Annotated in this window: 16 protein-coding genes; 13 read left to right on the plus strand and 3 right to left on the minus strand. The window is 40.8% G+C overall.

The features are described 5' to 3' along the window. Positions 1–1112 precede the first annotated feature (1112 nt). From AC0YN6_RS21140 to AC0YN6_RS21190, 11 genes are all read left to right on the plus strand, one after another. On the plus strand, positions 1113–2222 hold the full coding sequence (locus tag AC0YN6_RS21140) for an ABC transporter substrate-binding protein (RefSeq protein ID WP_475749275.1): 1110 nt from the start codon (positions 1113–1115) through the stop codon (positions 2220–2222). A 21-nt stretch (positions 2223–2243) separates the two neighbouring features. Further along, entirely contained in the window at positions 2244–3092 is an 849-nt protein-coding gene (locus AC0YN6_RS21145; RefSeq protein WP_475749276.1) for an ABC transporter permease, read from the plus strand. Further along, a complete protein-coding gene (locus AC0YN6_RS21150) occupies positions 3089–3898 on the plus strand; it encodes an ABC transporter permease (protein ID WP_475749277.1) in 810 nt (269 codons plus the stop codon). Before AC0YN6_RS21145 ends, AC0YN6_RS21150 begins: the two co-directional genes overlap by 4 nt. Next, entirely contained in the window at positions 3895–4917 is a 1023-nt protein-coding gene (locus AC0YN6_RS21155) for an ABC transporter ATP-binding protein (RefSeq protein ID WP_475749279.1), read from the plus strand. The genes AC0YN6_RS21150 and AC0YN6_RS21155 overlap by 4 nt, the downstream gene beginning before the upstream one ends. Before the next feature lie 12 nt (positions 4918–4929). Further along, positions 4930–5721, plus strand: coding sequence for a DeoR/GlpR family DNA-binding transcription regulator (locus AC0YN6_RS21160; protein ID WP_475749281.1), 792 nt, complete (start codon positions 4930–4932; stop codon positions 5719–5721). Next, a complete protein-coding gene (locus AC0YN6_RS21165; RefSeq protein ID WP_475749283.1) occupies positions 5718–6473 on the plus strand; it encodes an HAD family hydrolase in 756 nt (251 codons plus the stop codon). Before AC0YN6_RS21160 ends, AC0YN6_RS21165 begins: the two co-directional genes overlap by 4 nt. Before the next feature lie 201 nt (positions 6474–6674). Next, complete coding sequence (locus AC0YN6_RS21170; protein ID WP_475749284.1) at positions 6675–7625, plus strand: sugar phosphate isomerase/epimerase family protein; 951 nt, start codon at positions 6675–6677, stop codon at positions 7623–7625. 309 nt (positions 7626–7934) lie between these two features. After that, a complete protein-coding gene (locus tag AC0YN6_RS21175; protein WP_475749285.1) occupies positions 7935–8315 on the plus strand; it encodes a hypothetical protein in 381 nt (126 codons plus the stop codon). A gap of 131 nt (positions 8316–8446) precedes the next feature. After that, positions 8447–8911 (plus strand): hypothetical protein, encoded by a 465-nt coding sequence (locus AC0YN6_RS21180; RefSeq protein ID WP_475749286.1) that lies wholly within the window; start codon positions 8447–8449, stop codon positions 8909–8911. A 548-nt stretch (positions 8912–9459) separates the two neighbouring features. Continuing rightward, positions 9460–9957, plus strand: a complete 498-nt coding sequence (locus AC0YN6_RS21185) for a EutP/PduV family microcompartment system protein (protein WP_475749287.1) — start codon at positions 9460–9462, stop codon at positions 9955–9957. A 317-nt stretch (positions 9958–10274) separates the two neighbouring features. Further along, positions 10275–11444 (plus strand): S-layer homology domain-containing protein, encoded by a 1170-nt coding sequence (locus AC0YN6_RS21190; RefSeq protein WP_475749288.1) that lies wholly within the window; start codon positions 10275–10277, stop codon positions 11442–11444. Positions 11445–11625: 181 nt separating this feature from the next. On the opposite strand, the gene AC0YN6_RS21195 is transcribed toward AC0YN6_RS21190, so the two are convergent. Then, complete coding sequence (locus AC0YN6_RS21195) at positions 11626–12900, minus strand: carboxylate--amine ligase (protein WP_475749289.1); 1275 nt, start codon at positions 12898–12900, stop codon at positions 11626–11628. Between the two features lie 209 nt (positions 12901–13109). On the opposite strand from AC0YN6_RS21195, the gene AC0YN6_RS21200 reads away from it, so the two are divergent. Next, positions 13110–13742, plus strand: a complete 633-nt coding sequence (locus tag AC0YN6_RS21200) for a hypothetical protein (protein WP_475749290.1) — start codon at positions 13110–13112, stop codon at positions 13740–13742. Between the two features lie 160 nt (positions 13743–13902). Here the strand turns inward: AC0YN6_RS21200 and AC0YN6_RS21205 are convergent, their stop codons facing one another. Further along, on the minus strand, positions 13903–14217 hold the full coding sequence (locus AC0YN6_RS21205) for a PepSY domain-containing protein (RefSeq protein WP_475749291.1): 315 nt from the start codon (positions 14215–14217) through the stop codon (positions 13903–13905). Positions 14218–14457: 240 nt separating this feature from the next. Here AC0YN6_RS21205 and AC0YN6_RS21210 point away from each other — a divergent pair, with 240 nt between their 5' ends. Further along, positions 14458–14718 carry a DUF3986 family protein gene (locus AC0YN6_RS21210; RefSeq protein WP_475749292.1) on the plus strand — a complete coding sequence of 87 codons (261 nt, stop codon included), beginning with the start codon at positions 14458–14460 and terminating at the stop codon, positions 14716–14718. A gap of 54 nt (positions 14719–14772) precedes the next feature. On the opposite strand, the gene AC0YN6_RS21215 is transcribed toward AC0YN6_RS21210, so the two are convergent. Continuing rightward, positions 14773–15075, minus strand: coding sequence for a transposase (locus tag AC0YN6_RS21215; RefSeq protein WP_475749293.1), 303 nt, complete (start codon positions 15073–15075; stop codon positions 14773–14775). Between the last annotated feature and the right edge of the window lie 112 nt (positions 15076–15187).

Consider the following 15187-nt stretch of genomic DNA (forward strand, 5'->3'; position numbering starts at 1 on the left):
AAACATCACGAAAAACGGATTATTGAAATGCACTAATTTAATTTTACTTTTTCATCAAAAGGGGCTGTCCCAAAAGTCATAAAAATGACTAAGGGACAGCCCCTTTAACTTTTCAAAAAAATAGAAAAGAGAACGCCTTTTTGATAAAATGGAAGTACCACCAACCATCCCCAAGGTAGCGATCTCTCATGTCTCATTTTTATTTATTTAAAATTGTTTGAGTGTACGATGTGTAAGAAGTTTGAAATCTGTGCAAGATATATTTGACGGTATGAAGAGAGGTGTGGTTCCGTTGGACCATTCGGTGCTAGGGCTACAAGAGGAATTTAACTAATCACTAAGCCAACTGAAAGCGAGGGGTTGTGTCGCAGAGCATCTCTGAACACACACGCCTAGTAGCATTCCATTAAAACGGAAAGTGAACAAGCGGTGCCCAAGTATTTCTAATGATGTGAAGTGTGACTTTTGAAGATACTCGAACGATCAAACACCGTCGAAGGGGAGCCTGTAAAAGGGCTCCTTTTTCTATTGCTTAAACGCAGCAATCCATTCCGTAAATGTTATGGTTTTAATGGACTAGACGCTACAAAAAAAGGGGCTGTCCCATCATAAAAATGACTAAGGGACAGCCCCATTCTTCACTTAAAGGGTATGTTAACCTTCATTTGTAGACTTAAAACAAAGTTTGATAATTTGGAATAAAGATTGATAATATTTCCATTGCACTTCCGCACTAAATCAAATCTTGTTGTAGACTACAAAATAAAGTATTAGATTGACGATGCTTCATTAAACTAACGGGCAGGATAAGTTAACTATACATATTTCTCACGTCTTTAATATAGGAACGATTTGGGCTTTAGTGGTGGAATATTACTTCAAATGGGAATGGAGACTTATGTGATGAGGATGTATGCAGACCCAAAAGGTGAAGCATACTGTATCAAATGTAAAAGATTACTTTTCCCATGATAAGAAATGGGGTAAGTAATCTTTTTTTTTACAAAACTTTTACACACATTTGATTTGTTGAAAACATTGCGATTTTATAATCAAATTGTTCTCGAAAACAACTTAAACACACAAATAACCAAAATACGGAGGGATTTATTGTGAAAAAACATCTTTCATTGAAGTCTGCCTTAATGATCAGCTTGATGGCTTTGAGCATCTCGGCGTGCGGTGCTCCTCAACAATCCGCTCCATCGACCACCAACACTCCGGCTCAGGCCAAAGAACAGACTTTGGAAGAGATTCAAAAGCTGGCTAAGCAAGAAGGCAAAATTGTCAGTGTCGGGATGCCTGATAACTGGGCCAACTGGAAAGAAACGTGGGGCAATATCACTTCCAAATACAGTTTAACGCATTCGGATACGGATTTGACAAGTTCAGAGGAAATCGCCAAGTTCGATGCTGAGAAAAAAAACCCAACGGCGGATATCGGGGATGTAGGCATGGCATTCGGTCCGATCGCCGTGCAAAAGGGCGTGACCATGCCTTATAAAACTTCTTACTGGAACGAGATTCCGGATTGGGCGAAGGATAAGGACGGCCACTGGCTGGTTGGTTATCAAGGGACAATCTCCGTACTTGCTGATAAAACGCAAGTGAAAAATCCGCCAATAACATGGGACGACATTGAAAAGGGCGATTATAAAGTTCAGATCCCGGATGTTACCAAGTCTTCACAAGCACAGATGGGCGTACTGGCAGCGGCGATCGCACACGGGGGTAATGAAGGCAACATTCAGCCTGGATTGGACTTTTTTGCGAAACTGGCCAAGCAGAACAGATTGGTTACCAAAGACGTAACCAAAGCCGATTTGGAAAAAGGGGAAGTGCAAGTTGCGATTCTTTGGGATTTTGTATCTTTGGGCTTCAAAGACCAAATTGATCCGAGCCGGTTCGACGTTAACATCATGAAGGAAGGCAGCGTCATTGGCGGATATGCAACCATCCTTAACAAGTATGCGCCACATCCGAATGCCGCGAAGCTTGCCCGAGAATATATTTTGAGTGACGAAGGACAGATCAATCTGGCCAAAGGCTATGCTCGTCCGATTCGCAGCAATGTCAAATTGCCGGAAGATGTCGCCAAGAAGCTGATTCCGAGAGAACAGTATAAAGATGCGAAGCCGATCACGGATTTTAAATCATGGGATGAAACAGCCAAGCAATTGCCACAAATGTGGGAAGAACAAGTTTTGGTTAACATTAAGTAACGAGAAGTGAGGTTTGTCCGAATGAATCATAAAGTCACGCTGTTCGCTGTCATTGCGCTGCTTCCATTTGCCTTGCTGATAGTAGGGTTTGAGCTGCTACCTCTGATTGCCATGATCCGCGACAGCTTTCTTGCTGATGATGGGGTCACATATACGTTCAAGCAGTATATTACGGCTTTAACCAATCCTTATTATACAAAAGGAATGCTGAACAGCCTGCTCATTTCTGTATATGCGAGCTGCATCGGTATCGCGATCGCAATCGCTGCCTCTTATTCCATGACGCGAATGCCTATGAAGATCCAGTCCATGCTGGTGACCTTCTCGAATTTAACGTCTAATTTTTCTGGCGTGCCGCTAGCCTTTGCTTTTATAATTTTGCTCGGTAACAGCGGCGTGTTTACGCTCCTTTTTAAAGAGTGGGGATGGAACATCACGGATTCATTCAATTTATACAGTTGGAGCGGTTTGGTGGCTGTATATGTTTATTTTCAGGTGCCTTTAGCTATATTGCTTCTATACCCGGCCTATTCCGGTATTCATAAACATTGGCGTGAATCCGCTTCGTTGCTCGGAGCATCGGCTTTTCAATTTTGGCTGCGAATCGGACTCCCTGTCATTATACCCAGCATAGTCGGTACATTCAGCATTCTACTAGCCAATGCCATGGGCGCCTATGCAACAGCTTATGCGTTAGTAGGGGGTAGCTATAATTTGCTGCCCATCCGCATCGGCGCGCTCGTAGCGGGGGATGTTGTTACAAGACCTCAATTGGGCAGCGCGCTCGCCGTAATTTTAGGAACGATGATGGTTGTCGCGATGTGGTGTAATGAACGAATGATGCGGCGATTCAGGAGAGACTTGCGATGAAGAAAAAATGGGTGCATATCATTATCATTTCGGTGGTTTTTCTATATCTCTTCTTGCCGCTCGCGGCAACGTTCTTGTATTCGATTGCCAAAGAATGGCATAACACAATTTTGCCGGCATCGTATACGTTCAGTGCGTATGAGAATTTGTACACGGATCCTCGATTTTTACAAGCAGTCGGGCGAACGCTTCTCATCTCTGCGATAACCCTTGTTTTAAGTATAGTTACGATGACGACCGCCACTTTTGTCGTGTTCATGTATTTGCCTAAAATGGAGCGAGTCCTGCAGGCGCTTGTGATGATCCCCTTCGCCGTTCCCGGTGTGGTTGCTGCCGTAGGGTTGATCAAGGTGTACTCCAGCGGGCCGATCGTCTTGTCCGGGACAATCTGGATCTTAATCGGAGCGTATTATGTACTGGTACTTCCTTATATGTATCAAGGTATCCGAAACAATCTGCGTACGATTGACGCAAAAAGGCTGATGGAAGCCGCTGAGGTGCTTGGCGCAAGCAAAATCAAGGGTTTTGCATTCGTCATCATGCCTAACATGGTAACTGGCATTCTCTTATCCGCGCTATTATCGTTCTCGATCCTAATCGGCGAATTCGTTCTAGCCAATTTTCTAATCGGTGGATACTATGAAACGATTCAAGTTTATTTAATGAGACGTTTGAATGAAAACGGCCACTTAGCTAGTAGTATTGTGATTACGTACTTCCTTACAGTGGCGGTGATTTCTTGGATGATGCTGAGATTAGGCAGGCGTTTTGGGAAGACAGAAGAAATCAAGGAGAAGATATCATGAGCTACGTCCAAATCGATCAGGCGTTTAAGCAATATGCAGATTCTACCGTACTGAAGCAAGTATCTCTACAGATTGAAAAAGGTGAATTGGTTACCTTGCTTGGACCAAGCGGCTGCGGGAAGAGTACACTGCTCCGTTCCATCGCCGGTCTGGAGAAGCTGGACGGCGGGACGATCAACGTTAACGGGAACGATATTTCCCACCTTCCACCGCAATTTAGAAATGTGGGCATGGTTTTTCAATCTTATGCGCTGTTCCCTAACATGACCGTCTTCGATAACATTGCCTTCGGTCTTAAGATGCGAAAATGGCCACGAAAAGAGATTACCGACAAAGTAAAACATATTATCGAGTTAATCCATATGTCCGATAAAGCATCTTCCTATCCGCATCAATTGTCTGGTGGTCAACAGCAGCGTGTAGCACTTGCAAGAGCGCTTGTTACAGAACCGGATATTCTGCTTTTGGATGAGCCGCTAAGCGCGCTGGATGCAAAAATCAGGAAAAGCCTGCAAATCGAACTTCGAAACATTCAGCGGGAATTGAAAATGACGATGATCTTCGTTACGCATGACCAGGAAGAAGCGATGACGATTTCCGACCGCATTTTTATTATGAATGGCGGGGAAATTGTTCGTCAGGGCAAGCCGGAAGACATTTACGCTTCACCAAAGAATGAGTTCGTCGCTAGATTTATAGGCAGCTATAACGTATTTACGAGTCAGGAACTTAACTGTTTGACGGGACATACATTCAAATCGGGCAATTATGCCATTCGACCGGAGGTTATGGAGCTGCATCCGCTTGACTCGTTATCTGAACAGCAGAAGTCCGGCATGTGGATCTCAGGGATCATCCTCAATATGACCATCCGTGGCAATGTGCGGCGTTACACTATCCAGGCGCAGGATATAACCTTATTGGTGGATGAGCTGAATGTACCTCAAAAAAGCGCTTTGGATGAGGGTTTGTTCATTAAGTTATGGCTCTTGGAAGATGAATGTAACTTACTAGAATAGAAGGTGATTGAAATGTCGGTTCTGTCGATAGAACGAAAAAACTTAATTTTAGATCGATTGCAGGCTTACGGGAAAGTGAACGCAGCGGAATTAGCTAAGCTCATTGACGTATCCATGGAAACGATCAGACGTGACCTTGATATGCTGGAGAAGGAAGGATTGCTTAGGCGTGTGCACGGCGGCGCAGTCAAACTCAATTTCCAATTGGGAGAACCTCCGTTCTATCAGCGGAAAAGTGTCAGTCTGGAAAGCAAGAAGAAAATAGCGCAGAAAGCCGTTCAACTGGTCAGAGACGGAGACACCATTGTCATCGGGGGAGGGACAACGATCCTTGAGATGGCTCATGCGCTCCGCGGAGTCAATCGAGTAACGATTCTAACCAATTCCGTACCCACGTCACATACGCTCATGGACTCATTAAATCAAGGCTTATTTCACGGGAAAGTGATTTTATTAGGTGGGGAATTGAATGAGGAACAGTATTCGACCTATGGGTCTGTGTGTGAGAAAATGCTGGATCTGTTTTGTGTCAATAAAGCTTTTATTTCGCCGGGATGCCTCTCGCTTGCAGGCATTATGGAATATTCGCTAGAAGAATCGTCGATATCGGCCAAGATGATTCAGGTCGCAAAGGAGAAAATTATCCTTGTGGATCACTTCAAGATCGGTGCGGAAGCATTGTGCAAATTCGCGCAGCTTGATCAGATAAACGTTATTGTTTGCGACCAACCAGCACCGAAATCGTGGAACCCTTCCTTGGAGAATATCGAATGGATTACGGCGGATGAGGAGACAATCAAGTGAAACAGATTAAAGGGATATTATTTGATAAAGACGGAACTTTAATGGATTTTTACTCCAGTTGGGTCTTGGTGGTCACACAGCTAGTGGATCGTTTGTTTGAAAAGCTAGAAATCACCTATTGCCCGGAGCTGAAAAATGATTTGCTCTTTTCTATCGGTTTTCATGAAAATGAAGTAGATCCCGGTGGATTTCTGGCCATAGGTACGACACAGGATATCTACGGCGCGTTTGTTAATGTGCTTGTGAACGTGGATGTGTGTCAGGAGAAGATAAATGGGTTGGAAGATTGGGTGACAGAAGAGCTTTTCAGCTTAACCAAAGCCAACCGGGACAATCTAAAGCCGACAGCCGATTTGCCGGGTTTACTTGTGCAGCTCCGCCGGCATGGTATGAAAATAGGCATCGCAACAGCGGATGATAGAGATTCTACGAAGTTCTTTTTGGATAAGATCGGCATCAAAAGTTATTTTGATTTTATCGGCACATCGGATTATTTCGAGAAAAAGCCGAATCCAAGTATGATTCAAGCATTTTGCGAGATTGCGAATATCAGCGCAGAAGAAGTGGCTGTTGCCGGCGATACGGTTGTCGATCTACAATTTGCCAAAAACGGTTCGGCGGGACTCGCGATCGGTGTTCTCTCCGGGGTCAGCGGAACTAGCCAGCTGAGCGGACTAGCGGATCTCATCATAGAATCAGTGGGGGATATCGTTACGGAGAACGGCGGATTAATTTGGCAGATGAAAGACTGATGAAGCAAGACTGGTCTTATGTGCTGATTGCGAGTGTGTGTGAAGTAGGCTGAGTAATCGGATTGGAGTATGCGGATGGCTGGTTGACATGGTTAGGAACGCTGGCGGCGGTAATTGTTTATCAGCATGATCGTTATCTCGGCCATTGGCTTAAAGCTAATGGATTCATAATGATTTCTGACAGGATAAGGAGGCGTGATCATGAAAGTTGGGTTGGAAACGGAAAGTTATCACCTGCAGTTCATTTCAGGTCGCATGGATGTATTTCAATTTATCCGCAAGACAGCCGAATTGGGATTAGACGGGGTCATGCTGAATATTAATCCTTGGCCGGGGCTGCCGGGATGGGGAGTTCTGGAATCATTTGATCCCGAATATTTGGCGAAAGTTAGCAACGAAATCCGGAAATACGGGTTTTTTGCTGAAATCGATACACGAGGTACGGATCCGGGTTATTTAACGCAAGTGATTGAAGCTGCTCATAAAATAGGAGCCGACGTCATTCGGACTTACGTTTGCACAGACGGATTTGATCTAGATAAATTGAGAAGAGCTCCGCAAGACATTGTAGAGCTTGTCCCGTTGCTGAAGAAATATAGAATTCGACTGGCTGTGGAGAACCATGAGGAAGAACTTGCGGATGAAGTCATTCAAATCATTAAGAAGGTGGACAGCCCTTGGGTCGGTGCTCACTGCGATATTGGCAACAGTATGATGGCATGGGAAGATCCGGTTGAGGCTGTCAGGAAATTGGCGCCATATGCATTTACGACCCATTTTAAAGACCACATCATTATTCATGATGGCGAGGATTACCGCGTATGTGGTGTTCCGGTGGGAACGGGCAATATTGATACTGAATTCTGTTTCAAAACACTTGTTGACCATTCGACCTTAACCCGAATTAATGTGGAGATGTGTTTTCCTTATGCCATTTCTTTCAAAAGAGAGTCCGGAACAGGTGGTATATCGCAGGTCGGTGAAGGCGCGTTTAAGGTTGAGCAGCCACCATATCCATTAAGCCTGATTAAACCGTTGGAATATTACTATCCGCCTGAAGAACTATTGGAGCAAATGATTGAAGATCAAGAGAAGGGTACGGAGCAGTCCGTTAAGTATACGCTGTCGTTAAGAGATAAGTATTGTAGATGAAAAAGGAATGGATCCCAAATTTACTTGATTAGAGAAATTTGAGAAATTTGTTAGGGTGCCTAAGTTAAGAAGGTATGAATGTCGTATTCGATAAATTAATTAAAGAATGTTGATGTCAGACGACAAGAACATATAGACATTGAAAGCCGCTTAAATTGCGGCTTTTTTGTTTAGGTTATGTTAAATCTTAATGTTGATTTTTAACCAAAAGAAAACCGCCCATAGATGAACTGTACCTCCAATTGTTAGATGGTGTCTAACAATTGGTGTGCAGTTCATCCCACGTTGAGTGTGTATGAGATTAACACTGTGACCCTATTTTATTATATTGCTGCAAGCCATGAGCTTCCAACAGGCTCGTTCGGACAGGAAAAAACGGTTATGACGATTATTGATTACGTAACGAATGTGAATCCTGCCGCTAAGGATCAATTCAATATGCAAATACTACTGGAGAAATACCCACAAGGGGAGAAGTTAATGGATGTCTACGAGACGGAAGAGGATGCAGCCGGTTTATATATAACCGGGCCCATAACCAGACAATCCTCGCATCTGTTCCGTCATCCATTTGTTTACCAAGTGAACCCCGAAGGCGGTTCCTTCAAGATCAATGACGAAATTAAACAGTCTCATCTCAACGTTGATGGGACCGATGAACACATAACAGGTGGTTCAACTAATGGATAACGTTAGCTCCATAAATACTAGACGAGGCTGCCGGCATAAAACGGTAGCCTCGTTGAACTAACGGGCAGGTTAACGTAATCACTTCACGAATATATATCCAAATAACTAAAAAGGGATGTTGAAGGTATAAAATGAAAATTTCTATAAGTGAGTTATATGCAGAACCGGGTTGTTATTTTTCAATTTCTTATAAAGTGCCAAAATACATCAGAGAAATACTCAATAACAAAATAATTGTGCCTCACAAAATCACTGAGAAATTAAAGGGATACCATATGTCTCTTATGGTTTCCACTAATTCTCAGATAGAAAAAATTGAAGTAAAAGGTCCTAGCAGGGATACCCGTAATAAATACCTGACGTGGGGTCTATGGCTTCCTTATGAAGAGATAGTAAGGAATGAAGACGAGAGAGAGCAATTCATTAAATATTTTTTCGATTCAATTAAGATATTATTTGCGAAATATGATGTTTCTGAAAAGGAGATTATTATCGTTGAAAGTCTAGTCCGGGGTGAAATATTAGGTAATCCCGAGTATCATATAGAAAAAGAGATATTCGAAGAAATCGATGTATCAGATCTCAATATTGACTAAAGAACTTATTAAGCAAACGGAGAACGATAGTGGAGGAGTTTGCTATGTAGCAGCACCTCTTTTATTTTATTAAAGTAACTGACAGTATACTGGATAAAATTACACGTACTGGTACCAGGGATCCACATTATAAATTAGAATCAAAACAAATAAAGATAAAAGGTAGTAAGGTGAACACTTATGAAAACCAAGTTACTTGAGGTATTAATTTGCATTGTGCTAGGCTTTTTTTCAGGGTTGTTGCTAAGTGGGACTGGGAGACATATTGAAGAAAGTGGAATTCAAATTTTGCTAGGATGTATCTTTTGGATATCTGTCTTTTCTTATCTCAGAAATAAATGATCGACTTTTTATTAAGATAAAGGGGAATTATACCGCAATAACTATCAGGAGAGGGCAGCCAGTATTATTGGCTGCCTTTTCCCCGCTAACTGGCAGATTACGCTAATGAGTATTCTCAAAACAAAAGCACAGTAAAAGGGATATGCCGTAGCTTTCGCGAAAAGATAATTAGTCAAACATCGCCGATCCAGGGAGCTTGAGCAGGAATGAAAAAGATCCTCATTATTGGAATTGTAGCTAGTGGTAAGACGACATTGGCTAAACGCTTATCACAGAAAGTTAGAGTGCCCTGGTATGAACTTGACTCCATAGTCCATCATAAAACACCTACGGGACGAAGCAAGCGTTCTGCAGAAGAACAAATCGAAGTTATAAAGGAGATCGATAAAAAAGGAGCATGGATATTTGAAGGAACAGATAGAGATTCCTATCGATGTTTGTATCAAATGGCAGATACAATCATATTCCTTGATACTCCATTATGGAAGCGGAGGATCAGAATCCTAACACGATTTCTTAAGCAAAAACTTGGTATTGAAAAGTGCCACTATAAGCCAGATATCATGATATTGAAGATGATGTACAAATGGACGAGGGATTTTGAACAAAGTAGAAACAATTTTGAAGCCAAGTTGGAATTATACAATGAGAAAGTGATCAGGTTAAGAGATAATAACAATTTGGATTTTACTAAGGGAAGATGACTAAGCTAACGGGACACGATAGTTGAAAATCGAATGCGGTGCTACTCTATAATATTGAACCAACTAAAAGCCAAATCTAACCTAATATAAAAAAGTCCTGCTAAATTGTTAACCATTTTAGTAGGACTTTTTTTGCATTTATCTAAACGACCGGTTAATTTTTGCGGACGCTTATGGATACGATTTTGTTTCCAAGATATAAGGGCGGATAATATCCAGCGCATCGTGTATTAATTACATAACCTCATGATGTTTTTTAAGCTTTTGTGAAATAATACAGTTAAAGGAAATGAGTTTACAAGAAAGTGGGGGTCTTTATGAATTCAAGTAGACTAACTTGCATCGTACTTATCGGATTAATTATGTTTTTGTGTGGATGTGGAGCTGAGAATAATGCAATAAAAGAAAAAGATAAAAAGATTTCTTCGTTGAACATTAAAAATCAGGGCTTAGAAAACAATTTGGATGTGCTTTTAACAGACGTGCAAAATCATTGGGCAAAGAAGGAACTAACTTTGTTTTTGGGTGCGGATATTATCAAAGGAATCATTTTGACAAATGGGCAGATATCAGTAAAACCTAACAAAACAATGACCAGAGCAGAATTTATAACCGTGTTAGTTCGTGCATTAACACTCGAGTATGACAATGTTCCCTCCGTCACCTTTCATGATGTAAAACCAAAAGATTGGTTTTACTCGTCCGTGATGGCTGCCAATAAAAGTGGGATAGTTTCTGGAGTAAAGGATAATAAATTTGCTCCAAACGCGTATATCACCAGAGGTGAAGTGGCAGTAATTATCGATCGGGCTTTTGCACCCACTGTCAACTTTTCTGGTACGGCTAAACCATTTCCAGATGTAATTAATTATTGGGGCAAATCATCAATTAATAAAGTAAGCAGTGTAGGTATTATTGGGGGTTTACCTGACGGTACTTTCAAGCCTGGTAATAACATAACTAGGGCAGAAGCGGTTACAATGATATACCGTGCCGTGCAAAAAGAGCAATCTCATCTAGTATACGGAGAAAAAATATTACATCATGTGGGTCAAGATGCATCAGATATTCTTTGGTATTTAAATAATCGAGATTATAAAATGTTGACTCAGCATATAGAAGATAATTATTCCGAATGGTATCAAAAACTAATGATTCAACAGTTAAATGAGTACAAAAACCTTCATAAAAAGTATCCCATTGCTCTTGCATTTCACGGCGCTTCTTCGTCCTCAAGGAAAATCATTAGTCGCTCAGACCGTTTTTTTGCAGTGGAGATAAATGTTAATGACGACGTGTACATAGGTGGCGAAGTTAATATTAAGTTGCCAGAGAGAGATATTATTGTAAATACAAGTGGAACTGTTTATTTAAGAAAGTTGGGAAATGGTAAGTGGAACACTTATCTCTTTATTCCTAAAAGTGGAACTTTTGGTTTTTTGGAGAATGTTATTCGCGGAGTGAAAACGAAATTACCTGAAAATTAATAGGATTATTGCAGATCTAATAATTTCTAGTATAAAGCCAAGGACACAAGGGCAGGCAGGATTATGGAACAGATGATTATTTTTCATTTGCCCCTATCCATGTATGGCCCACTTGGCTTTTTCTTATCTCATTTTAAAGGTGAAGGACAAAATATGAACAGGTCTGGATCTGTCTTAGGCGTCATTTTTGATAAGCACTAGATCTCAATTCGGTGGATACAGCTTGTCCCTTGTTAAAATAATATCGTCGGTAATTGTTTATATGCCCCCAATAATACCTTGAGACTCTTAACATACGTTTTAAGTTTAAGTCCTTTTTATACCAAAGTGATTTGAGCACTTTTTTTTGTTTATATAGCTTTTTAATTTCAGCAGATAATGCCGGTTCTGTAACATATTTTCGCAATACCACTCTTGGTACATTTGTCCAAAGGGCTGTGTTGTCACTGTATACGCAGTCTTTGTCCTTGTTATAAACGACATTTTCTATCAGCTCAGCTATCAAGTTAAATCCTGCTGCCCTGACAAAAAAACTGCTTCTGCCAAGTCTCGGGTTAATTTCGAACATCATATATTTGCCTGTTCTGCTGTCGTATTTCATATCGATATTGGAAAAACCGACATAACCAATATTTTCAAGAAATGATTTTACCTTTTGATAAATGTCCATATCATATCGACAAATAATCGCAGCATAGTTGCCAAGTGTTTTCGGTGCGTATTCTTCAAGTACTGGCTGGCCAAGACACATCATTTTCACTTTCCCGTTGTCGTCGGAGTAGCTATTGATGACACGCATCGAGCTGTCCCCGCCAGGAATAAATTCCTGTATAATTAACTTTCCTTTATAATCAGAAGTATTCATGTTTCTGACCATAGATAAATATTCATCCTTAGTGTTAAAGAAAAACACCTTCTTTTTGCCTTCAAAATGACAGTACAAATACGCGTAGGCATTGCTGTTTTCGGGCTTTACGACGATTGGAAATTGAAAATCCATTTGTTCCAGCGCTCTTTCGCGCTCATTCGACTCACAAACAATCGTTTTCGGATAATCCAGTCCATGTTTTTCACATAGTTTATAGAATTTATCTTTTGTATCAAGTGTATTAAGCAAAGCCTCTGAAATAAAATGATTCACAATAAGTCCTTTGAATTTGCTATAATGCCGCGACAACAAGGCGGCATAGTAATCCGAGCAAGGAATGACGACTAGTTTTCTGTTCGGGGCAGTGTGTTTTTCTAATATGGAAAGCAGAGCGCCCGGAAATACGTTCTCATGATCAAATCGATCGATTTGAATGAGATCGAACAATTTGCTGTTCATGGTTGGGATTAACAGCCGGGTGCATAGCAATAGCGGCTTGATCTGGTAAGCCTCATGGATGAGTCTTACGTTTCCATATGCATTTTCATCGCTTCCAAGTATAATCGGAAAAAAATCGTAACTTTTCATGGTTTTCTCCTTGTTCAACATGTTCTACGTTAATTCCTCTTATTATATCAAAAAATATGCCTACAGAAATTCATTAAACTAACGGGTAACGATAGTGGAGCATGCTGCCGCGGTGCAGATGCTCCATTTTTCACTCAACTAACTGGCAGTATAGCGTAATGATTTTCCTCATTAAGGGAAGACTATCACAAAAACATTGAGGTGGAATAGTGATTAGTGAATTGTCCGTAATGTTGGTTCTCTGCATTCTGGTAAGTGCCTCCACTGCTTTTGCTGATCCATCTCCTACTGATGTACCCTCAAAAGGTTACGTTGAAGCAATTATGTATTTTAAAGTATCTTCTGTTATCGACGGATACGGAACGAAGAAGAAACCGTTTAATGATAAATCATTTAGACCTATACCTAATGCGCGTCTAATTATAATTGATTACAAGGGAAATATTGTTGCAAATGGTTTAACAGATAGAAAAGGGCAGTGGAGCATCAAAATAAATACTCCGATCGATCCACGTTTTCCAACTAAGAATATGGCTCTAGTGACTGTGATTACGGTGGCAGATGGGTTTAATGAATTTATTAACTTCAATGTCCCAGTAAACGAGCATGGAAATAGAACAGGTGAGGCAGCAATTACTCTTAGACCGATTAAACCTGACGCTCGGAATGAACCGTCATTCGATGCTGGGTTTCATCGGTTTACGGTATTTGAAATGTTAGATTACTATGCGAAGCAAATTGGACTTGTAAAACAGAAACAGATTCAAGGAGCAGAAGGCTTCGGTGAGGTCGATATGCCATGGAGTGCAACATCGAAAAAGAGCACCGTTAAAAAGGAATAATAGTTTAGCTGGAGTAATTACTTTTGCTCTATATTCAAAGAGGCACGACACGTTAAGCTAACGGTGAATGATAGTTCAATATAAAGCCAACACCGCCATCCACTGGTTGGTGTTTTTTGTTCATCCAGCTAGAGAGAAGTGGAAGCGGTGGTAAGAGTTTTTAGTTAATTTCCTTGATTTCCAATACATCTTTTGTTTTCGCATCAATTTCAACATTAAATTTCCGATGTTGAAATCCTGATTCGGTTTTAATAGTAATCACATTTAACCTGTAAACGGGATTAGTATTAAAAAGAAACGACCAATTATTTCTGCCACCTATCTGACTTATACGATACCCGTCTGATATTGGAGTTACCTTTTCAGCAATTTGAGCGGCTTCTTGGAATGATATTGACGGTGTATTGAATATGGACAAAACAATCAAATAAGCGAGAAGGAAAAAACCAATGCGTAAAATAAATCTTTCCTTCATATAGTAAACCTCCAAGAAAAATGATAATTTTTTTAATCATATGCAATTCCATTACAAAGGTTCTTTGGATTGACTTAATCAGCATTCGTTTCTCAGCTAACGGGGAACGAAAAAATAACGGTATTTGTTCAAGTGTACTGCTGGGCGTTAAGCTAACTGGCAGGATAGTTGAATAAACCATAATGTTTAGAACATATACTTAGTGGTGAATTATTCCGAAATGAAGGAGTTAACGAATAAATGGAAATAAGCCATTGGCACTTGGGGTATTACAAGGATGGCAATGATATAGAAGCTGTTGGTTTTTTTGAAGATGGCAAATGGGTTGTTTACTACGATGATAGTCATGATACAGGTTTGTTTGCAAAGACTCAGCCAAGACATGAATTGTTTGGTGTTGTGATTTTAAAGGTGCATGACTACGAAGAAGCAGAAAATAAATTTTATGAATGGGTAGAAAGCATTCTACTTCCATATAGAAAAAAACGCTCGTGCAGATAGCGTAGTTCTTCGACTATTTCATAGTTTTCTCGCTGACCTGGAGCTTCTCCTTTACTAGATTTGGATACCGCTTTTTAAGTAATCTACCTGCGCTTTCAGGTAATCCCGTTCTTCTTCTACGGTACTGAAGACCGTGCGAGGACGTCCTGTAAGAGGGTTTGTTGTCTTTTCTGCGCGTACGTCAAAGGCCTCTCCTTTTTGCCATTTACTCACCCACACCTTCAATTGGCTACAGTTTCTGATTTCTAACTTTTCAGCCACTTTCTTATAGCTGGATGATCCCTTCATGTATTCCTGCACCGCTGCCAGCTTAAATTCTTCTGTATACTCCTTAAATGTTTGTCCCTTTATAGCCATAGAAAAATCCCCTCCAATTTGAACTCATCCCTTATGGTACCATAAGGTTTTTTCTGAGTGTCTACCTAAACGGGATAATACCACATTCCTTGACGGAACTGGCTTTTTTGCT

It is taken from the genome of Paenibacillus sp. J22P15, assembly GCF_056269345.1.